The sequence below is a fragment of the Lyngbya confervoides BDU141951 genome (assembly GCF_000817775.3).
Classification (GTDB): Bacteria; Cyanobacteriota; Cyanobacteriia; order Thermosynechococcales; family Thermosynechococcaceae; genus Lyngbya; species Lyngbya confervoides.
Genome location: NZ_JTHE03000106.1, coordinates 40,915 through 62,464, shown reverse-complemented (window position 1 = coordinate 62,464; position 21,550 = coordinate 40,915). Strand labels below are relative to the sequence as shown.

Here is a 21,550-nt window from a genome sequence, read left to right as displayed (position 1 = left end):
GATGATCATTCAGAGCACGATCATGATCATCAGCACGATGAGACCTGTCTCTGCGATACGGACGAGGATCATTCAGAACACGATCATTCAGACCACGACATGGGAGATATGACCGGAGGCATGGGTGATCATTCAGAGCATGATCATTCAGACCACGACATGGGGGATATGACTGGAGGCATGGATGATCATTTAGACCACGCAGTAAGTGCAGATGATCGTGAACATTACATGACCAAAAGTCTGACTAATAAGTTGTATGGTGATTTAATTTCTCCTTTGTGTAGCGATGTGGGAGATAAGCCGATGAAAGTTTAGGAATGTAACTATTTACCACATATCTTCTTGTGTCTACAGACTTAGAACCTTAGCACATATGACCCTGAATAAATTAAAACCGTCCAATTATATGGCTTATACAACAAGCTGGATGTAGACTTTATAGATCAGGTTGAAAGAATATTTTTGCTAGTTGAGTACATTTTTAGAAAGAAATTCATGATTTCCTGTAGATCAATTCGTGTTTTTAAGTGGGTAGGCAGAATTGTTAGGACTTGAGATTGTGTCAGAATAAGTGCTAAGTATGTGAGCCTTGGATTTCTCAGCCAAGCTGCACAAACATAAGCCTAAAATCTTTGAACTGTGAGATTTCGATTTATCTTGTCTGATTTATACATTTCCTGCCTGCTTGCGTAGGGTTTATGGAGCGATTTGCTCTTGTATTGACGTGTTTTTCTAATAGAGATTTTCAATGCCAAACTGTTCTAGAGATTGAATAATTTTCATGAAAGATTTTATATTTTTAAATTCCAAAACTGTCAGAGTAGTTTATTTGATCGGCAAGATATTGTTTGGATCTCTAAAACAGTGATGAAAGCGGGGGAGTGTTTATATCATTCAGGCTAAGGAGTGTAACATGGTTTTATTAGGCAGCCGTAATGCTGATATCGGTGAGAAAGAAAGATTTATTGTTGGTTTACGCAACCTGTTAGCACAGCGATCGCACCAGGATGTTGCCAGTATTTCGGATGCTCAAATCATTGCTACAGTCTTACTTGAGGAATCATCCGTTGAAGACTGTATAGTACTGCATCGACGAGATCAGGCAGCCCATCAAACGTTTGTTGGGTATGTTGTCGTCTCTGAGCCGTTTTCTCCAGAACGTCTGACTGCCCATCTGGAGAACCTCCTGCCGCCAGCGTTTATTCCCCAGCACTATGTTGCCCTGTCTAGTATTCCCCTCACAGTAGATGGGCAGGTTGATGAAGAATCGCTCGTTATCGCCGAAGTGATTGACTCCGACCTGATACAGCGATGGGAAACTACTCTCCAATCTCTAGACAATGTGGATCAGGTGGCCGTTGTCCCACAACCCACGATGGCCCGACCCTCTGTGATGCACCTCTCCGATCTGTTGCCAAACTGGAAAACATCTCTCACTATCGAACCCGATCTATTTCCTGGAGCGAAGCCAATAGCAGAGGCATCGGACGTTCCTGACGCAGAGGAAGTTGCTTCCCAGATTCCCGCTCTAGCCTACGGGGGCGACTTGCCGGCAGATGCTCATGATTTGCAGACCTTACCAGAATTGTTAATCCGGGCGGCCCGTGAAGTTGCGGGGGAACGCATTATCTACCTCGCCCCCGATGGTACTGAAAGTCAACAGTCCTACGCAGATTTGCTGGCAGAGGCAGAGCGGATTTTGGCCGGATTACGTAGCCTAGGGTTAACCCCCCAGGATAAAGTCATCTTTCAATTGGAACTCACTCAGGACATCATTCCTGCCTTCTGGGGCTGCGTATTGGGAGGCTTCATCCCCGTAATCATGAGTCTGCCCCCCAACTACCACGACGCCAACAGTGGTGTAGAGAAGCTTTGTAATGTCTGGAAGCTGCTGGACAATCCGCTAATTCTCACGGGAGCCAGTAACCTAGCACCCGCCCAGCAGCTTTCCCAGTGGCTTCCGGCAGACGCGTTAACCATTCGCGGCATTGACTGCCTCAGGGCTCACGAACCGAATCCAGAGTATCATTCCTGTCAGCCCCATGACCTAGCATTCTTCAACCTCACCTCCGGCAGCACCGGAATGCCCAAGTGTATCGGTTTGACCCACTGGAACCTGATTTCCCGAGCCATCGGCACCAATGTGCTGTGTCACCACACCGCCGATGATGTCATCCTCAACTGGCTACCTTTTGACCACATTGGCAGTATTTCGGACTGGCATGTACGTTGTTTGTATCTTGGCTGCACCCTGGTGTATACCGTTAAGGAGTACGTCCTGGGATCGCCCCTGAACTGGCTCGATCTGATTGATCGCTATCGGATTACCCATAGCTGGGCACCTAACTTTGCCTATGCCCTGGTCAACGATGCCCTCAAGGAGGATGCTGAGCACTCTTGGGATTTATCCTGTGTCAAGTCCCTGCTCACTGCCGGAGAGGCAGTGTCCTCCACTGCCGTGGAAGATTTCATCGACAATCTGTCCGGGTATGGTTTTAAGAACACCGCCATCCGCCCCGCCTTTGGCATGGCAGAAATGGGGTCTGGTATTACCTACTATCAGCCTACTGAAGCCGAAGCTATTACTCGCCATATCGTCGACAAACTCTCCCTTCAGGGCAAAATCAAGCGTGTCAGCCCCGAACATCCCAACTGTTCCGTTTTTACAGATTTGGGGCCAGTGATCCCAGGGGTTTCAATTCGGATTGTGGATAGCCAGGATCAGGTGTTGATGGAAGATACTATTGGTCGCCTGCAAGTCAAAGGCGATGCTGTGTCTCCTGGTTACTATAAAAATCCGGCTGTGAACCAAGAGGTTTTCTTAGAGGAGGGTTGGTTTGATACGGGTGATCTAGGCTTCCTGTCTAACGGACATCTGGTGATTTCGGGAAGGGCCAAGGAAACTATCATCATCAATGGAGCCAACTACTATAACCACGAAATTGAGGCGGTGGTTGAAGAATTGGATGATATTGACGTGTCATACACGGCAGCTTGTGCGGTGCGGGATGGCGTCGGGTCTACGGAAGATCTGGCGATTTTCTTCCATGTCACGACCACTAATGATACTGACCTGACAGAGGTGATTCGGACAGTGAGGCAAACGGTGGTGGCAAAAGTAGGAATTAATCCGACCTATCTGATTCCTGTTGAGAGAAGTGTCATTCCCAAAACTGCTATCGGCAAGATTCAGCGATCGCAACTCAGCAAACAGTTCGAGGCTGGGGAATTCGACCCCATCCTTAAACAAGTGGATCTGCTGCTGGCTAACGCTAATACTCTACCCGACTGGTTTTATCAGAAAACCTGGCGGCAGAAGCAGATCACTACTCTGAAGCCTGAGATTGCACAAGGTCACACCCTGATTTTCCGGGATGCTGGCACCATTGGCACGCATCTGCAAGCAGTCCTGACGGATTCCGGACAAACCTGTGTGATTGCTGAAACTAGTTCAACATTTCTGATGTTGGACAATAATCACTACCAGATTGACCCTAGCCAATCGGGTCACTATCAACAACTCATCGCTGCTATAAATCAAACCGGGATGCCCGTCACCCAGGTCATCCACCTCTGGTCTCTGGAATCATCCGCAGATCCTCTTCAGGGGCACGCCGATGCCCTGGATTCCAGCTTGTACAGCCTGCTCTTCCTGGTGCAGGCTCTAGCGTCGGTTCAGGGGGAAGATACCCCCGTGTCAGTGCTGATGGCCAGCACCCAGACCCAATCTGTTCTCGACACAGATGCAGTCATTGCAGAACGGGCCACCGTCCTCGGATTTCTCAAATCGGCCACCCAAGAAATGTCCTGGTTAGACTGTCACCACCTAGATTTACCCACGGATGCAGACACCGATGCCGTGCGATGGATTCGGGCCGAACTGGTAGCTCGATTCACGGATATCGAAGTGGCCTATCGCATGGGAAGCCGCTGGGTGCCCCGCTTAGAGTCTGTGAACTGGTCAGAGCAGCCACAACAGCCCATTCCCTTTCAAAAGGGGGGAATGTATGTGCTCAGCGGTGGTTTAGGTGGTGTCGGTGTAGAAGTTGCCCGTTATCTGCTATCCACCTTTGAGGCTCGGTTACTGTTATTGGGCCGTACTCCGCTACCGGAACGATCAACCTGGAACGAAGTTCAAGATGCTGCTCTAGCGCAACGTATTGCTGCCTATCAAGAGCTAGAAGCCTTGGGGGGACAGATTCAATACGGTGCGGTTGACCTGGGCGATGTAGCCCAAGTCAAACAGATGGTGGCCAATGCCTGTGCGCAGTGGCAACAACCGTTGCATGGGGTGGTGCATTTAGCTGGGGTGGCTTCGGATCACTCGGTGCTGGAGGAAACCCGTGATAGCCTTGCGGCGGTGCTCTATCCCAAGGTGACGGGGGCGCGATCGCTCTACCAACTTGTCGCTAACCAACCCGGTGCTCTGTTTATCACTTTCTCGTCTGTGAATGGCTTCTTTGGCGGCAATCGGGGGGGTGCCTATGCCGCAGCCAACCGGTTTCTCGATGCCTTTGCCCATACTTTGCATCACCACAGTTCGGTAGATAGCTACTGCTTCTCCTGGAGTATGTGGGATGACGTGGGTATGAGCCAGGGCTACGAAATGAAGGAGTTTTCCCGCATCCAGGGCTTCTATACCATTCCCCCAGAACAGGGGTTGCAATCTTTTATTGGCAGTCTGCAAAACGGCCAGCGGCATCTCTGGATTGGTCTGGATGGCACTCGCCGCAATGTTCAGCAATATCTGGAAGCACCATCTGTGTCGATGCAATCTCTGACGGCTTATGTCACCTTGCGGGATCGAAAGCAGGGGTTAGAAGTGGAATCGGCGGAGATGGGAGTGTATGATTGCTTCGGTATCCTCAGTTCCTGCACCATCCATCACTTACCAGAGATGCCCCTCACTGACATTGGTGTGATCGATCGGCCGCAGTTGCTGACCCTGGGTTCCTCTACCAGTAACGATCTAGTGAATCCCCGCACCGAAGTCGAACAGAAGCTGGTGCAAATCTGGCAGGATGTGTTAGGCATTCCCCGAGTTGGTGTCTGCGACAGTTTCTTTGAACTGGGTGGCACTTCCATTCAAGCGGCCAAACTCTTCGCTCAAATTGATTATGTTCTAGGCACAAATCTACCTCTGTCCACTCTGTTCACGGCTCAAACCATTGAACAACTGGCATTTCTGATTCAGGACAATACAGAAATAAAGGAATGGTCTCCCTTAGTGGCCGTTCAGCCCAATGGCAACAACCCCCCAATCTTCTGTATTCATGGAGCTGGGGGCAATATTCTTATGTATCGAGAGTTGGTGCCTTACTTGGGCGAGGATCAACCTCTCTACGGGTTGCAGGCCGTTGGATTAAATGGAGGTGCTCCCATTACTCGGCTGGGAGAAATGGCCGGCATCTACGTTGAACACATCCTTAAGGCGCAACCTAAAGGCCCCTATTATCTGCTTGGATTATCGGTAGGCGGTATGATTGCTGTTGAAATTGCCCGAATATTGCAAGGAAAGGGTCATGAAGTCTCACTCCTAGCTATGATCGACTCCCTTGGTCCTGGTTATCCCAAGCTTTTGCCCGTAGTGCCCCGTTTCTTTTCTCTGCTGCCTTATGCCTTGTTGATGGGTGTCAAACGTCTGCCTGCTTTAATCCAGAAGAAACTGAACCGAGGGAAACCTGATATCAAACAAGCAACCACCTCTCTCCTGACAGATTCCCCTATATCCCAACGAAACAGCCACCTCCCGTCTGGACTGGCACCAGCTCTGACGACGGATGCTGACCAGCCCGAAGCGTCCTCGGCTCAATCCCAAAAATCAGTATCCAGTAGCCTGAACTGGCCGCTCAATCAAATCGAGGCTATCACCCTGAATCTCCTGAGATATACGCCGTGGGCGTTTGTGGTGCCCCGGTTCTACCTAGATAGTGGTCGCTCCCTGCCTCAACGCTATCAGCGAGTGCAGGAAGCCACTGTCAAAGCATTTCTGAATTATAACCCAGAACCGTATTCCGGTTCTGCTGTGCTGTTCCGGGCTAGCCAACAACCCCCCGGTTGTTACCCTGAACCTACCTTGGGCTGGAGCAAGGTTATTGAGGGTGAATTAAAAATTTTCGACGTGCCGGGGGTTCATGGCGAGTCCCTACTTTATCGGCCAAAGAGTTTACAGATACTAGGACCAAGGATTAGAGAAGTACTGGAGAATGTGCAACCCTAGTAGATTGTCAACCCTAGTAGATTGTCCACCCTCAGGGACGTACTATCTCACCTAGGAGATGCGTGAAAGTCTAACTGCTGATTACATTATGTTTTTAAATTTTCTAGAGCAGTTTAATCCATTCAAGGTTGGTTCTTAACGAGGAAAACCCATGTTTACCGCCGAACAAGTTCAAGCCCTAGAAACTGATCTCGAATCCATTGACGCTGCCCTGATTTATCTTCTGCAACAACGGATTGCTCTGATAGGGAATTCGCAATTTGCAAGGGGACACGCGCTGTCATTGCAGCAGCAACTTCAAACACGACAAGCCTGCTTGAAGCAGTACGACGTACCAGAACACCTCTGGGAGACCCTGGTCACTGGATGTACCGCCGCCGCTACGCTACAACAATCACAGAGTGCTACCCTAGGGACGGCACGACGGATTGCTGTTGTTGGTGGTCGTGGAGTCATGGGGCGATTCTTCTGCCAACGCTTTACTGCAGCCGGTCACATGGTTAAGGTTCTGGAACGGGATAACTGGTCATCGGCCGCTGAGTTGCTGGCCGATGTCGATCTGGTGTTACTTTGTGTCCCATTACATTTGACCGAGCCTTTAGCTTATCAAGTTGCCCAATATTTATCTCCGGGAACAGCTCTGGCTGATATTGCTAGTGTTAAAGCTCCAATTGTAAAAGCCATGTTAAAGGCTCATCAAGGGCCTGTAATGGGACTACATCCGATGTTTGGTCCTGGTGTTCAATCATTTATGGCTCAGAAAGTCGTTGTTTGTCCTGGTCGTCATGATGCAACATTTCAATGGTTGTTAGACCTCATTGAACAGGATGGTGGTCAATTAGTGATGGCATCTACTGAAGAGCATGACCAGATGATGGTTGTGGTGCAGGCAGTGCGCCATTTTTCCACCTTATGTCTGGGGGTCTTTCTAGCACGGGAAAATATCGATATTAATCGCAGTCTTGAGTTTGCTAGTCCCATCTATCGTATGGAAATCAATATGGTTAGTCGATTATTTGCCCAGGATACGGCTCTTTATGCTGATATCATCATGGCGTCTGATGATCGTTGTCAAGTGGTTCAACGACTCGTTGATACCTATCAGGAAATTGCTCAGCTCTTCCTCGGTAGGAAGCGAGAATCTCTGCTGAATGAGTTCCATGCGGCTCATCAAGTATTTTGTCTGGAATCGGAGCGGGCATTTAGTGAAAGCAATTATTTGATTAAGAATCTCAGTGATTTATTAATTGCCAGTCAGTTGGATACAAGGGCATCGTCTCAAGTTCCTATTCAAGTCAGCAATCGTCCTCATCATGAGCAAGCTGCCTGATAGTGTTTCACTAACTTCCTCTTAACTTATGCCTATATTTGAGAGTTAATATCTCCATGAGTTTCCAACAAAAAGTTGTTAAAGGTGTTCTTTGGACTTCAATTCAAAACTGGGGAAGTCAGGCTCTTTTTTTTGTTACTTTTCTCGTTTTGGCTCGGTTACTTGGACCCGAGACATTTGGCCTCGTATCTCTCTCAACTATCTTTATTCACCTGATCCAAGCGCTTTTAGGTCAGGGGTTCTCTGATGCTATTATCCAGCGGAAAGATTTAGATCGGGAACACCTGGATACAGCATTCTGGGCAAACTTTGGTATTGGTCTGTTCCTTTTTATACTGGGTGTGATCAGTGCCCCTGCTATTGCCCTGGCTTTTAAGCAACCGGACCTTATCCCTATTGTGCGCTGGATGTCATTGCTGGTTGTCTTCAACTCTGTGAACACAACCCAACAGGCAATTCTCCGCCGCGAGATGAACTTTAAAGCCCTAGCGGCTCGGCAACTGGCTGGACAACTGGCCGGTACCATTGTTGCTATTACCCTGGCGCTGATGAACTTTGGTGTGTGGAGTCTAGTCTGCCAACAGTTGGTAACTAGCATTGTGGGCACACTCTTGCTCTGGAAAATTACAAGATGGAGGCCAAAACTTAAGTTTTCGGTTAAGCATTTTCGAGATCTTTACCGTTTCGGCATTAATGTTGTTGGGATTAACATTTTGACTTTTCTAAATGTTAGGGGAGATGACCTGCTGATTGGATATTTTCTGGGGCCAGTGGCATTAGGTTACTACACCGTCGCCTATAAAATGCTCGTAACGCTTACTCAATTACTGACAGATACGATCCGACAAGTGGTGTTGCCGTCTTTCTCCCGGCTTCAAAATGATCTGGAAAAAATGCGTCGGGCATTTTATACAGCAACTGAGTTAGTTGGCTTTGTGACCCTACCTGCATTCCTTGGAATGGCCGTGTTGGCGCCAGAACTGGTGCTGGGTTTGTTCGGTGACCAATGGCAACCTAGCATTCCCGTAATGCAATGTCTGGCCTTTGTCGGGGTTGCCCGTGCCTTGGTCAACTTTACGGGGGCTGTAATTATGGCGATGGGAAAACCGTCATGGAGTTTGATGCTATCGTTATCTGACACGCTGGTGCGGATTATAGCCTTTGCGATCGCCGTGCAGTGGGGCATTGTGGCGGTGGCAATCGCCCTTGTTATTTCAACCTACCTGTTTGCTCCTATTCGATTGGTAGTGGTTAATCAATTAATACCACTTGATTTTCTCACCTATTGCAAACAATTTATCCCTCCGCTACTGGGTTCAGGTGTCATGGTTGTCAGTTTATTAACAGCAAAGCAATTTTTGAACTTGACACTGAATGCTCAATTTCTCCTGGGACTGTATATTCTAATTGGAGCGTTAGCTTATGGGCTGACAACTGCGATTGGAGCCCCTGACCTGACCCAGCGGTTGTTAAAGCTTGCCCGCATAGCTGGGCCTTTAGCATGAGGAAATAAAGCATAACCCTTGCCCACTGAACGTTTGCGGAATTGCCCTGAAATCTCCTAAGTATTTTCTATCTTCTAACTATAATTCTGTTCACTAGAGTGGATTTTATTGGCTTAAAGGTGTACAACCCCTACGCAGAGAGCAGCGCCCCCTGCAGTCCGAGTAAAAAGTGCTATATAACCAGGTTTCTATATTTATGATCGCCCATGATACTCAGCAAAAAATATTGCCTAACTTCTTAATCATTGGTGCTGCAAAGGCGGGGACAACTTCCCTCTATTACTATCTGAAGCAGCACCCCGACGTTTACATGAGTTCTTTGAAAGAACCACATTTTTTTAGTTTTGAAGGGGAAACTCTGAGGTTTGTTCGAGCAGGCAACTGCTCTGATCCAATTAATCAGACTGCTATTACCCGATTTGAGGACTACTGTCAATTGTTTCAGGGAGTCTCCAGTGAAAAGGCCATCGGGGAAGCCTCCCCAAGCTATTTACACACGCCTGAGGCTGCACAACGCATTAAATCCCGTCTTCCAGATGTGAAACTCATCGCCATCCTTCGGCATCCGGTAGAGCGGGCTTACTCTGCATTCACAGGACAATATCTCAATGGCATACAGCAGGGGATACCCCATTTAACAAACTTTGCGGAGGCAATTTATTCAGAAGAAAAATTCATGCGAGAAAACTGGACACCCATTTTCTTTTATAAGAAACTAGGCTTTTATTATGAGCAGCTTACCCACTATTACAGCCTGTTTTCTCCAAAGCAAATTCACGTCTGTCTGAATGAAGATCTGCAACGAGATGCCACGGGCACCTTGCAAGACATATTTAGATATTTAGAGATTGATGATACATTCGCACCAGATACATCAGTGCGAGCCGGAGTATCTGGTATACCAAAGAATCAATTCATTTATCGCATGGTTAAGCAAAAACCTTTGCAATCCGTTTTGAAACCTCTCTTGCCTAGAGGAATTGGTCAGAAACTTGAGAAGCATATGCTTAATAAACCTCAATTGAACCCCGAAATTCGTCAGGACTTGCTGGCTGTTTATCGTGAGGACACGCTAAAATTACAAAATTTGCTTCAGCGTGATTTGTCCGCCTGGTTGAAATAAGATTGTTGTTACATACGAAAGGAAAATAGGGTGAAGAAACCTGATTTTTTTATTGCCGGGGCACCAAAATGTGGAACAACTGCGCTGTATAGCTATCTAGAAAAGCATCCCGAGATTTATATTCCAGATACCTCCAGTACCATTGAGGCTACGTATGGTGGTAAGAAAGAACTACATTTTTTTGGACGGGACCTGGCTTTTTCTCGCCCGTCTCTGGAGGAGTATCTTGCCTATTATGCGAGTGCAACTCAAGAGAAACGGTTGGGTGAATCTTCTGTATTTTATCTGTATTCAAAGACTGCGGCCCAAGAGATTAAAGAGTTTTGCCCTACGGCCCGGATTATTATCATGCTCAGAAATCCAGTGGATATGATTTATTCCTGGTATTCCCAATTATTGTTCTGGGGTGACGAAGATGTATTCGATTTGGAGGTAGCCTTAGCGGTAGAAGCGGATCGTCAGCGCGGACAGAAGTTGCCGTCCCGACATGATCATCCGATTGAGTGTTTCTTTTATCGAGAAATTGCTCAATTTTATGATCAGGTAAAGCGCTATCTTGATATCTTCGGTTCTGAACAGGTGCAAATTATTATTTTTGATGATTTCAAGAAGGATACTGCGACAGTATATCGTGAAACCCTCAAGTTTTTGGACTGTGATGCCACCTTCATGCCGGAGTTTGAAGTTGTGAACTCAAATAAGACTATTCGAAACCGTTCACTGCAAACGCTCCTTAAGCGTCCCCCGAAATCGGCTCAAGTTGTCAAGCATCTGATTCCAGTCTCGCTGCGTCAATCCATTCGTCAATATTTACAAGGCTTCAATATTAAGACTGAGTCAAGGAAATCCATGAATCCTGAACTCAAGCAACAACTCCAGAAAGAGTTTGCAGGTGAAGTCAAAAGACTTAGTGGTCTGATTGGCAGAGATTTAACATTTTGGAGTCATGAATTGATTTTTGAGAACGACTGAATTATAAAACATAAATTTTGAGGATCAAGTATGTCCGAAAAAAATCGGTTGACGGGTATTGATTTATTGCGAGGGCTGGCAATCTATGCAGTCATTGTGTTGCATTCGGATGAACCCTTAACCCTGTCTCCCTACGGATGGAATAGTATTTTAGAGTTTTCTAAATTTGCAGTTCCCTTTTTCCTGGCAGCATCTTTCTATTTATCGTTTCTGAAATTTTATACTGCGCAAAAACCATTTCAGCTTAGGGTCAGAGCCATGCGATTATTGATTCCTTATGGCATCTGGAGTGGTGTTTATCTGGGGTATAAAGGGCTGAAATATTTATTGGATGGTGAAGCTGACAAAATTGCAACTATTGTTCAAGATCCAGTTGGAATAATTTTTTGCGGCGGGGCTGCTTTTCATCTCTACTTCTTGCCATTGCTTATGATGGGAACAGTTTTAGTTAAATTAATCTATCTCTTGCCCCGGCGAGACATCAGCATTTACTTATTAGTTGGGTTATTCATTGTTTCTTTAGCTGGATATCAGGCATTGCTGGCATCGGGTAATGAGTTTAATAATGCTCAAGGAGCCGCTTTTCTAACAATGCTCGATAACATATCTCCAGCACTCAGAAATAACATTCTGCTTAGACTCTTGTTGGTTGCTCTGGCCTGGACAATTCGCTGTTTACCTTACATTTTGCTTGCGATGGTCTGGACCCATCCCAAGGTTCAGAGTCGTCGGTTGGGGTTTCAGAAGTGGCAGGTTTCAGTAGCTTTTTTCATCTTTATTACCGTTAACCTAGGGGGCATTTACATTTTACCTGGATCTATGTATGAATTGGGGCGAGGATATACGGGATTGATGTTGGCACTAATGATTTCTCAAATTCTTCAGGGGAATGTCTGGATTCAAGATTTGGGTGTTTGTTCCTTTGGAATTTACCTCTCACATTTGTTTTTTGTAGAGAGCTTTTATATTGTAATTAATCGAGTCTATCCTGCATTTTTATCTAGTGCATCTAGTTTCACATTGTTGATTTGTTCTGGGCTAATTCTGTTGGTTTGTTGGTGGTTTACTAATTTAGTTAAACAGAAAAAACTGGCGGCACCATTTCTGTTGGGAACCTAGATTTAGGTAGAGAAATAATCTTTTTGGAAACAATACTATTAATCGCTGACCTAAGCATCTGACCACTGAATATTCATGACATATTTTAGGCATGTTGCCCTATGAACATTGTTCACCTCAGTACGTCTGACCTGGATGGCGGTGCGGCGCGGGCCGCGTACCGTCTTCATCAAGGATTAAATCGGCTGGGGGCTACCTCCCAAATGCTGGTGCGAGCTAAAGATAGCATTGATGATCAGGTAATCTCGGATGCCTCCTGGCAAACCCGCTTGGGGCCAGTGATGAACGGATTCCCCCTTAAACGTTATGCGAACCGCGATCGCGCTCTGTTTTCCCCGCAATGGTTCCCGGATGCCATCGCCCCTCGACTCAACGTCCTGAACCCGGACATTGTCCACCTCCACTGGATTTGTAACGGCTTTGTGCAGATTGAAACTCTGCCTCGTTTGCACAAGCCGATGGTCTGGACGCTGCATGATATGTGGGTGTTTACCGGAGGATGTCATTACAACAAAGACTGTTTTCAGTACAAGGAAAACTGTGGATATTGCCCCCAGTTAAACAGTCAGCGGGAGCAGGATTTATCTCGACGTATCTGGCAGCGAAAGGCAAAGGCATGGAAGGATTTGAATTTAACGCTGATTACCCCCAGCCACTGGTTTGCAGACTGTGTTCGTAGCAGTTCTCTGTTCCGGAATCGGCGGGTGGAAGTGATTCCCCATGGATTGGACCTGAGCCAATATCAGCCTGTCCCGAAGACCTCTGCCAGGGATATTCTAAAACTGCCCCAGGATAAGCAACTGGTGCTGTTTGGAGCCTCCTCCGGTACCATGAATGATCCCCGTAAAGGGTTTCAGTTTCTGGTTCCTGCCCTGAAAGATTTAGCGTCTACGGACTGGCACGGGAAACTTGAACTTGTGATTTTTGGCGCTAATCAGCCCAGTACTCCCTTAGATCTGGGGTTCCCCGTACATTACCTGGGACGGTTTCATGATGACATTACCCTGGCGATCGCCTACTCAGCTGTAGATGTGATGATCGTGCCATCTATGCAGGAATCCTTTGGACAGACGGCTTCGGAAGCTCTTGCCTGCGGGACGCCCGTGGTGGCGTTTAACGCCACAGGGGTCAAAGATATCGTCAGTCATCAACAGGATGGCTATTTGGCACAGCCCTTTGAATATCAGGACTTAGCCCAGGGCATTGTCTGGGTGCTAGAGGATGGCGATCGCGGAGTGTCTCCGAGCGAGAATCGCCACCATAAACTCAGCCATCATGCTCGCGAAAAGGCCATTCAGGAGTTTAGCCAGGATCTCCAGGCTAAACGTCACATTGCGTTATACGAAGATATACTTTCGTAGCAAATAGTATTGAGGGCAAAGCTAATTACTCTCCCGTCAAAGCAACGGAGTTATCCATCTTTGGGTTTTCTATGGATGAATACCGTATAAGACTTTCAATAAAACTCTACGTATGTTCCTTGTATCACCTTATCCATGCTCCAAAATGTTATTTACTGAAGAGTATAGTGAAATAGCTAAGAGCCATAGAATTAATCCATGGTGTTTCATTAAATTTCTGTATTGTTTTTATTCTTAAATCGCTCTATGAATTGTATTCAGAAACAGCACCTTTCTAATCATCATTTGATGCTGTTTGATCTTTCTATTTATGGACATCATCCCAGCTACATTCAATATTTGATTGAATGTTGGGAAGACTATGCGATACCAGGGAAACTCTCAATCGTAGTTTCTCCACAATTTTTGATGAAGCATTATGATGTTGTAGAATATGCCAATCGTCCTACAGTTCAGAATGTTGAATTTGTTGCGATTACATACTCTGAAGAAGCAGTCTTGGCGAATCGAAGTAACGGATTCAATCGCAACTGGAGGAATTTTCAGGAATGGAAACTCTTTCGCAAATATGCCAGAACCCTCAAGGTTGATCACGCTCTGGTAATGTATCTGGACACCTACGAACTCCCGATCGCCCTTGACGTTACTCTTCCCTGTGACATATCTGGTATTTATTTCCGACCCACGTTTCACTATCCTCAACTCTCCGGGAAGCAGTCTTCCCGACGGGAACAAATTCAACACATGTGGGAGCGTATGCTGCTTCATCGAGTTCTGCACAACCGCAAGTTTCGCAATCTGTTCAGCCTAGATCCCTTTGTCCTCAAATATATTGATAATGTTCCGGCGTGGGCATCAGTGCTTCACCTCTCTGATCCTGTGCGACTCGATCCGGCTCCTGCCGATCTGGAGGATCGACTCAGTCAACTCACGCAGCACCTTGGGATAGAAGCTGGCCGGACAATTTTCCTGATGTTTGGTGCCCTGACGGGGCGGAAAGGAATTTATCAGATATTGGATTCAATTCCGTTGTTGCCTAAAGACGTGAACCGGAAGATCTGTCTGCTTCTAGTCGGTGGAGCAGATGATGGTAATCGGGTACGGATTAATCATCAAGTAGACAGTCTATGTGAACGATATCCTATTCAAATTATCCGTCATTATGATTTTGTCCCCGACGCAGAAGTACCTCTATACTTTTATCTATCAGACATAGTGCTAGCCATCTATCAACGCCATGTTGGCATGAGCGGAATTTTAATCTGGGCCGCAACCACGGGGAAACCAGTGATCAGTTCTGACTATGGGTTAATGGGGGCAATTGTCCGACAATATCAATTAGGAACGACCTTGGATTCCTCAGAACCAAAGCAACTTGCTCAAGGGATGCAAACATTGATTGACAATCCATCGAGTGCAATTTGTCTCGGTATGGCAAAATCGTTTGCAAGCCAAAATTCCCACAGGGATTTCTCAAAGTTGATCTTCCAATGTCTAGGCAATTCGGCTTAGGTTTCAGTTTGATTATTTTTAGGTTTATTCATATAGTAGTCTGATATATCTATTGAGCGAAGCAAAGAATCATTTTCCAATAAGAATAATATGACTAACAAACTAAGAATTGCGTGGCTGTTGCAATCTACCTGGTTTTACTGGCAACCAGCTATTAGTAAACTGACACAAAAATTTCCTGAAACGAAGGTGCTGACTGCCCGTTGGCCAGGATATGCAAAGGGGTTCGAGGACTCGATTAGTGTTCAGGTGGTGGGGCAGCGGAAAATTGTCGAGTTTTCATCTAGTGCAACTGGGTATGGCTCCACATTGACCTATGTGACTCCCGCCGTCATGTTTCCCCTGTTTCGATTCTGGCCTCAGGTTATTTTTACGAATGCCTTTGGTATCTGGACGTTGATTGCCCTGGTTCTAAAGTTATTTGTAGGATGGAAGGTGATTATTGCCTATGAAGGAAGTTCCCCTGGCGTAGATTTTCGAAACTCTCAATTACGGCTGCTGATGCGACGCATCATGGGTATTCTGGCGGATGCCTGTATTTCCAACAGTCAGGCTGGAAAAGATTACCTGGTGAATGTCCTGAGATTGTCTGACGAAAAGGTTTTTGCCTACCCCTACGAGGTGCCCGCCGCAGAAAGTTTGTTAGGTGTATCAGAGGATGAATCCGAGGTTAATCTTTTGCTGAAGCGAGATGATCATCGCCCTGTTTTCCTGTTTGTGGGCCGTATTATGCCCCGAAAAGGGTTGCAACATCTCCTAGATGCAGCAGTGCGGTTGAAGGAAAAGGGCTATACCGATTACAACTTGTTGGTTGTAGGGGATGGTGAACAACGGGAAGAACTTCAGGAGTTTGCTCGCTTTAATCATCTAGATGATTGCGTTCGATGGGTGGGTCGAGTTGATTATGACCAGATTAGTGCCTATTTTCGTTATGCTGATGTGTTTGTTATGCCGACTCTGGAAGACACCTGGGGCGTAGTGGTTCTGGAGGCCATGCTATTTGGTAAGCCTGTGTTATGTTCAGCCGGGGCCGGAAGTTCTGAAGTAATCACTGATGGGAGCAATGGCTATGTTTTTGAACCGGGTAATCCAGAATACTTGGCTAATGTAATGAGCAAATTCATTGACAATCCAACTCTAGCTCAGATGATGGGAGAACATTCAAAACAGGTGATGGCTACTTATAGCCCAGAGAAGTCTGCACAGTTCCTGGCAGAAATTGTGGGATTTGTGTGCGATCGTCAATCCGTTACTGTCCAATATTCTGCCCAGGAGGAAAACTTGGTATTATGATATCACCGCTACCATCCATTGCAATCTTAACATGGGGCCTTGCTGGGGGGGCACTGGCAAATAACACTGCTGCTATGACAAAGGGATTTTGGGAAGCAGGGGTTCATAATATTTATCTTGTTTATATAGCTGAACCTCCAGGCCAATACGTAGAAATTCCTTCGGGTGTGAAACTAGTAAAGCTTGATTGTAAGCGAGCAAGATCATTGATTTTACCCCTGGCAAAATTTCTAAAAGAATACAGTCCAGATATATTGATAGCCATTTCAATGTTTATTAATATTCCTGCAACTTTAGGATGGCTTATCCCTGGGAAAAGTAAAACAAAATTGATTCTTAGCCAGCATTCAACAATGAGTTATAAGGCTTATGTGGAACAAAAAAACAGTCTTCAAGTTCGTTCTTATCCACTGCTTGCAAAATTGCTTTACCCAAGAGCTAGTGCTCTCCGAGCCAACAGTCAAGAAGTTTTAGATGATCTCCTTCGTGAAGTTCGCATTTCAATACCTGCGGATCGAGCTATTACTATTCCTAATCCTGTCAATATTGAAGCAGTAATGCGATTTAGTCAGGATGAGGCGACTCATCCTTGGCTTATTAATAAAACGCATCCTGTTATTTTAAGTGTTGCTCGACTGGCAAAGCAGAAAAATTTTCCGCTGTTGCTTGAAGCTTTTAAGCTCATACATCAACAATCTAGTGCGAGGTTGATTATTTTTGGAGAAGGATCTGAAAGAGAAACTTTAGAGAAGATAATAACGAAACTGGGTATAGAGGAAATCGTTAGTCTGCCAGGATTTACCTCTAATCCTTGGTGCAATATGGCGCAATCCGATGTTTTCGTTTTGCCATCGGAAGAAGAGCCCTTTGGCTTAGCTCTTGTAGAGGCTATGGCTTGTGGAGTTCCTGTGGTTGCAACAGATTCTATTGGAGGGGGGCCGAGGTACATTTTAGGAAATAGTGAGTATGGCAAGTTAGTACCAAACTATAATATTGAAGCTCTTGCAAACTCAATCAATCGGTTACTCTCTTCAAGAGAAGAGAGAATGCATTTTTCTCAAGTAGGCAAAACAAGGTGTCTTGAGTTTGATCCGAAATCTATTGCTATGCAGTGGCTTTCTTTCTTTAGGACGCTAAGTTGATTATCTTCTTAGTATTGATGGGACTAAGTAGGAACTTTCACTATGCTTCTCTTAGACGCTTGTAAGTTTATATTTGTTTTTCTATTTAGTTTTGACTAGTTACATTACTTTCTTGTGTTTTTTGGGATGATCTTTAATTTAGAGGCTTGTAATCCATGAAAGTTCTTCTATCTGCTTACGCTTGTGAAGCAGGTCGAGGCTCAGAACCAGGTGTCGGGTGGAATATTGCCTGGGAACTAGCAAAGGAGCATCAGGTCTGGGTATTGACTCGTCCAGACGATGGTCGCCCTGCCATTGAGTCATACTTAGCAGAAAACCCAAATTCTAACTTGCACTTCGTCTATTTTACGCTGCCAGTGATTGGCGGATTTTGGAAGCTTGGCTCTATTGCCTTTGTTTTTCACTACTATTTATGGCAGATTCAGGCATATTTTGTTGCGCGCAAACTCCATCGGGAAGTTGGCTTTGATGTAGCGCATCATGTTACATTTGTGCGCTATTCCACCCCCAGCTTTATTTCATTGCTCCCCATCCCTTTCATTTGGGGCACGGTGGGTGGAGGGGAAATGGCTCCAAAGTCCTTCTGGCAGGATTTTAGCTGGCGGGCAAAGGTCTATGAAATTTTGCGGGTTTTGGCCCATCGCGTAGGTGAACTCGATCCCTTCACGCGCATCACGGCCCAGCGTAGTCGAGTGGTACGAGTCACCACAGAAGACACTGCTGAACGAGTGCGGCTTCTGGGAGCCCAACAAGTTGAAGTGGTCCCCGAAACCAGTCTGCCCACGGAAGAAATTGAGCAACTGTCCCGATGTCCCATGCCCGATCCATCGAAACTGCGGTTCATTAGCATGGGCCGATTACTCCACTGGAAAGGCTTTTATCTGGGTATCCGGGCCTTTGCGGCGGCGAACCTGCCCGATGCTGAGTACTGGATTCTGGGGGATGGCGTCGAAATGCAGAATTTCCAGCGATTGGCCCAGGAGTTGGGAGTGGGCGATCGCGTCAAGTTTTGGGGCAATCTCCCTCGGTCTGAAACGCTGGAACGATTGGGGGAATGCCATGTGTTAGTCCATCCCAGTTTACATGACTCCGGCGGCTGGGTCTGTTTAGAGAGCATGGCGGCAGGGCGTCCTATCCTTTGTCTTGACCTGGGTGGTCCTGGTGTGCAGGTAACCAAGGAGACCGGCATCAAGGTACTAGCCCACACCCCGGAACAAGCTGTAAAGGATTTAGCCTATGCCATGAAGCAACTTGCCCTTGATCCCGATAGCAGGATTGAAATGGGGAAAACGGGACAGCAGTTAATCCAATCGAAATATAACTGGGAAAGGAAAGGGAAGGAACTAAGTGAACTCTACCAAAGAGTTTTGAACACTTAAAGTTGTATAGGCGAGGTAACTTGTAATGACTTCGAACGGATCAGCGGAAAAAGATAACTTATTTGGTAGTTTGCCTGGACAGGAGAAAGATACAACTAAAATTAAAGATCCTGTTCTTTTTATAGTCAGTTCAGGTCGATCAGCAACCACATTACTCCGATCAATTTTGAATGCCAGTAATCAGATTGCGATTCCACACGAAAGTGACTTTATTGGTCGAGCCTATCGCTTCTATCAAAAAAAATCTGAGTTTATCCCTCAGGATTATGAGAATATTGTCAGCCTTTTTATGGTAACATCTCGTGGTCAAGGATGGGGTCTTGATAAGGATTATCTAATCTCCTATCTTAACCGCTATCAGCCTCAGAGCTTTGCTGATATTAATCGTGTCTTTTATCAGGCATATCACGAACGGGAGGGCACTGAAGATCTGCTCTGGGGAATCAAATCACCAGTGCTAATTGCAAGCCTGGAAGAAATTCTCACTGTTTTCCCCGATACTCAAATTATCCACGTTGTTAGAGATGGACGAGATGTTTATCTCTCTTACAAAAAAGTTCATCAAAAAAGTCAGGTAAAATTTGGACCGAAGCGATTATTGCCTGCAATTCTTTACTGGGTTGATGGACTTCGTCGAGTCGAAAAATTAAAAAATGGAGAACAAAAAGTACAAGTATATGAACTCAGGTATAAGGATCTGATAAGGTTTCCAGATGAGGAACTCTCCAAATTATGTGATTGCGTTGGGATTGAATACTTTCCAAAGATGTATCAGGATTACCATAATTTGGAGCGAAATCAGAAACTAGTTTCCCCAAAGTTCATGACATCATTTCACTCAAAAGCAAAACAAGGACTTGATCCGAACAATGCAGAGAAATTTTATCGCGAGATGAGAAAGCGTGAGCGCTTCTTCTTCGAACTATTGGCTGCGCCGTACCTGCAAAAGTACAATTATCCGATTGAATTTAAATTTCTTTTGTTGCCAGTATGGAATATTCTGCGATATCCACTTTATTTTGTGTCCAAACTGTTTAACGATTGGCGTTATCGAGAGCGCGATTTTAAATCCCTCAAATGGGCAAATATCAATTAGGTTTGAGGAACCTCCTCAATGGAGGATAAAAGTAACAGGATGGTAGGCAGTTGAATCGCCTACCATTCTGACTTTGGTTGATAGCCTAGTATGAAATGGTCCAGATAAATTTTAGTCGATCGAAGGAGTGTTTTAGAGAGCGATGAGGTTGCTTCCTTCAACACCAAAAAGCAAGTCAATCCAATAGGTTTGTATTCGGCTGAATCTAGATGAGTAAGATATTCAAACAATTAGTTTAATATCCTAATTATCGATAATCCACAATTTTTTATCCAGGTATGAAAGTTTTAGCAGTCCATAATTACTATCAGCAACTTGGGGGGGAGGATACTATCTTTGCCACCGAGGCCGATTTGTTGGAATCCAATGGTCACCAAGTCTATTGTTATACGGTTCATAACGATCGGGTAAACGGGATGGGCGCGATCGCCCTTACCAAAAACACACTCTGGAACAGCGATGTGTATCGTGAATTGCGATCGCTCATCCAGAAGGAGCGTCCCCACGTGGCCCATTTTCACAACACCTTTCCCGTGATTTCACCAGCAGCCTACTATGCGGCCAAAGACGAAGGGGTGCCTGTCGTTCAGACATTGCACAATTATCGACTACTTTGCCCCAACGGCTTGTTTTTCCGAGGTGGACAGGTCTGCGAAGATTGTATAGGTAAATCATTTCCCTTTCCCGGAATCATTCATGGTTGTTATCGTAATAGCCATGTTGCCAGTGCTGGCGTCGCCTCAATGGTCAAATTTCATGACCTTAGAGGCACCTGGACAAACGCTGTTGATGTGTTTATTGCCTATAGCCAGTTTGCTCTCCATAAATTCATTGAGGGAGGACTCCCCAAGGAGAAGTTCCAGTTTAAGACAAACTTCCTACATCCTGCCCCAACACCGGGAAATGGATCTGGAGGATATGCGTTGTTTGTTGGTAGACTCTCTCCAGAAAAAGGATTGGATACGGTTTTAGAAGCGTGGGAAACCTTAGGGACTAAAATTCCCCTCAAGATTGCAGGTGATGGCCCTCTCGCCCCGATGGTAAAAACTGCTGCTGAAAAGGGCAAAGGAGTGGAATGGTTGGGACGACGATCACTATCTGATATTTATGATTTGATGGGAGAAGCCATGTTTTTGGTGTTTTCTTCAGAATGGTACGAAACCTTTGGGCGAGTAGCGATCGAATCCTTTGCAAAAGGGACTCCTGTGATTGGTGCTAACATTGGGGCGATCGCTGAGCTTGTCGCTCCCATGAAAACAGGGTTACACTTTCAGCCAGGGCATACAGCTAGTTTGATTGAGCAGGTGGAATGGGCATTGGCTCACCCAGATGCCATGCAACAAATGCGGATTAATGCCCGAAGTGAATTTGAGGAGAAATATACAGCTCACAGCAACTACAAACGAATGATGGAAATCTACCATTTAGTGTGTACGTAGATTAGTCTGGGTATGAATTCCTCTAAGTAGGTCGGGGCTAAAAGACTCAGGTAAGC

The 21,550-nt window shown here is 45.9% G+C and carries 13 protein-coding genes and 1 pseudogene; all 14 read left to right on the top strand.

Annotated features, from left to right (window positions below):
• Positions 1–318, top strand: a pseudogene (locus tag QQ91_RS18970) (hypothetical protein); the annotation flags it as partial.
• A gap of 598 nt (positions 319–916) precedes the next feature.
• Complete coding sequence (locus QQ91_RS18965) at positions 917–6,223, top strand: SDR family NAD(P)-dependent oxidoreductase (protein ID WP_166277412.1); 5,307 nt, start codon at positions 917–919, stop codon at positions 6,221–6,223.
• 151 nt (positions 6,224–6,374) lie between these two features.
• Positions 6,375–7,553, top strand: coding sequence for a bifunctional chorismate mutase/prephenate dehydrogenase (gene tyrA / locus QQ91_RS18960; RefSeq protein ID WP_166277409.1), 1,179 nt, complete (start codon positions 6,375–6,377; stop codon positions 7,551–7,553).
• 56 nt (positions 7,554–7,609) lie between these two features.
• Positions 7,610–9,058, top strand: a complete 1,449-nt coding sequence (locus QQ91_RS18955; protein WP_166277406.1) for an MOP flippase family protein — start codon at positions 7,610–7,612, stop codon at positions 9,056–9,058.
• A gap of 196 nt (positions 9,059–9,254) precedes the next feature.
• Entirely contained in the window at positions 9,255–10,181 is a 927-nt protein-coding gene (locus QQ91_RS18950) for a sulfotransferase family protein (RefSeq protein WP_166277403.1), read from the top strand.
• A 30-nt stretch (positions 10,182–10,211) separates the two neighbouring features.
• A complete protein-coding gene (locus QQ91_RS18945) occupies positions 10,212–11,153 on the top strand; it encodes a sulfotransferase family protein (protein WP_166277400.1) in 942 nt (313 codons plus the stop codon).
• Positions 11,154–11,183: 30 nt separating this feature from the next.
• Positions 11,184–12,272, top strand: a complete 1,089-nt coding sequence (locus QQ91_RS18940; protein ID WP_166277397.1) for an acyltransferase family protein — start codon at positions 11,184–11,186, stop codon at positions 12,270–12,272.
• 101 nt (positions 12,273–12,373) lie between these two features.
• On the top strand, positions 12,374–13,633 hold the full coding sequence (locus QQ91_RS18935) for a glycosyltransferase family 4 protein (protein ID WP_166277394.1): 1,260 nt from the start codon (positions 12,374–12,376) through the stop codon (positions 13,631–13,633).
• A 246-nt stretch (positions 13,634–13,879) separates the two neighbouring features.
• The gene (locus QQ91_RS18930; protein WP_166277391.1) at positions 13,880–15,145 is read left to right on the top strand and encodes a glycosyltransferase; all 1,266 of its coding nucleotides are present in this window, start codon (positions 13,880–13,882) and stop codon (positions 15,143–15,145) included.
• 189 nt (positions 15,146–15,334) lie between these two features.
• Positions 15,335–16,438 carry a glycosyltransferase family 4 protein gene (locus QQ91_RS18925; protein WP_250833407.1) on the top strand — a complete coding sequence of 368 codons (1,104 nt, stop codon included), beginning with the start codon at positions 15,335–15,337 and terminating at the stop codon, positions 16,436–16,438.
• A complete protein-coding gene (locus QQ91_RS18920; protein ID WP_201277200.1) occupies positions 16,435–17,580 on the top strand; it encodes a glycosyltransferase in 1,146 nt (381 codons plus the stop codon). Before QQ91_RS18925 ends, QQ91_RS18920 begins: the two co-directional genes overlap by 4 nt.
• A gap of 155 nt (positions 17,581–17,735) precedes the next feature.
• On the top strand, positions 17,736–18,959 hold the full coding sequence (locus QQ91_RS18915) for a glycosyltransferase family 4 protein (protein ID WP_166277383.1): 1,224 nt from the start codon (positions 17,736–17,738) through the stop codon (positions 18,957–18,959).
• Between the two features lie 25 nt (positions 18,960–18,984).
• Positions 18,985–20,055, top strand: a complete 1,071-nt coding sequence (locus QQ91_RS18910) for a sulfotransferase family protein (RefSeq protein WP_166277380.1) — start codon at positions 18,985–18,987, stop codon at positions 20,053–20,055.
• A gap of 278 nt (positions 20,056–20,333) precedes the next feature.
• Positions 20,334–21,494 (top strand): glycosyltransferase, encoded by a 1,161-nt coding sequence (locus tag QQ91_RS18905; protein ID WP_166277377.1) that lies wholly within the window; start codon positions 20,334–20,336, stop codon positions 21,492–21,494.
• Positions 21,495–21,550: the final 56 nt, after the last annotated feature.

Bases quoted from the DNA above. Each gene is read 5' to 3' on its own strand.
- QQ91_RS18965 (WP_166277412.1), top strand. From the start codon at position 917: ATGGTTTTATTAGGCAGCCGTAATGCTGATATCGGTGAGAAAGAAAGA.
- tyrA (WP_166277409.1), top strand. From the start codon at position 6,375: ATGTTTACCGCCGAACAAGTTCAAGCCCTAGAAACTGATCTCGAATCC.
- QQ91_RS18955 (WP_166277406.1), top strand. From the start codon at position 7,610: ATGAGTTTCCAACAAAAAGTTGTTAAAGGTGTTCTTTGGACTTCAATT.
- QQ91_RS18950 (WP_166277403.1), top strand. From the start codon at position 9,255: ATGATCGCCCATGATACTCAGCAAAAAATATTGCCTAACTTCTTAATC.
- QQ91_RS18940 (WP_166277397.1), top strand. From the start codon at position 11,184: ATGTCCGAAAAAAATCGGTTGACGGGTATTGATTTATTGCGAGGGCTG.
- QQ91_RS18935 (WP_166277394.1), top strand. From the start codon at position 12,374: ATGAACATTGTTCACCTCAGTACGTCTGACCTGGATGGCGGTGCGGCG.
- QQ91_RS18930 (WP_166277391.1), top strand. From the start codon at position 13,880: ATGAATTGTATTCAGAAACAGCACCTTTCTAATCATCATTTGATGCTG.
- QQ91_RS18920 (WP_201277200.1), top strand. From the start codon at position 16,435: ATGATATCACCGCTACCATCCATTGCAATCTTAACATGGGGCCTTGCT.
- QQ91_RS18915 (WP_166277383.1), top strand. From the start codon at position 17,736: ATGAAAGTTCTTCTATCTGCTTACGCTTGTGAAGCAGGTCGAGGCTCA.
- QQ91_RS18910 (WP_166277380.1), top strand. From the start codon at position 18,985: ATGACTTCGAACGGATCAGCGGAAAAAGATAACTTATTTGGTAGTTTG.
- QQ91_RS18905 (WP_166277377.1), top strand. From the start codon at position 20,334: ATGAAAGTTTTAGCAGTCCATAATTACTATCAGCAACTTGGGGGGGAG.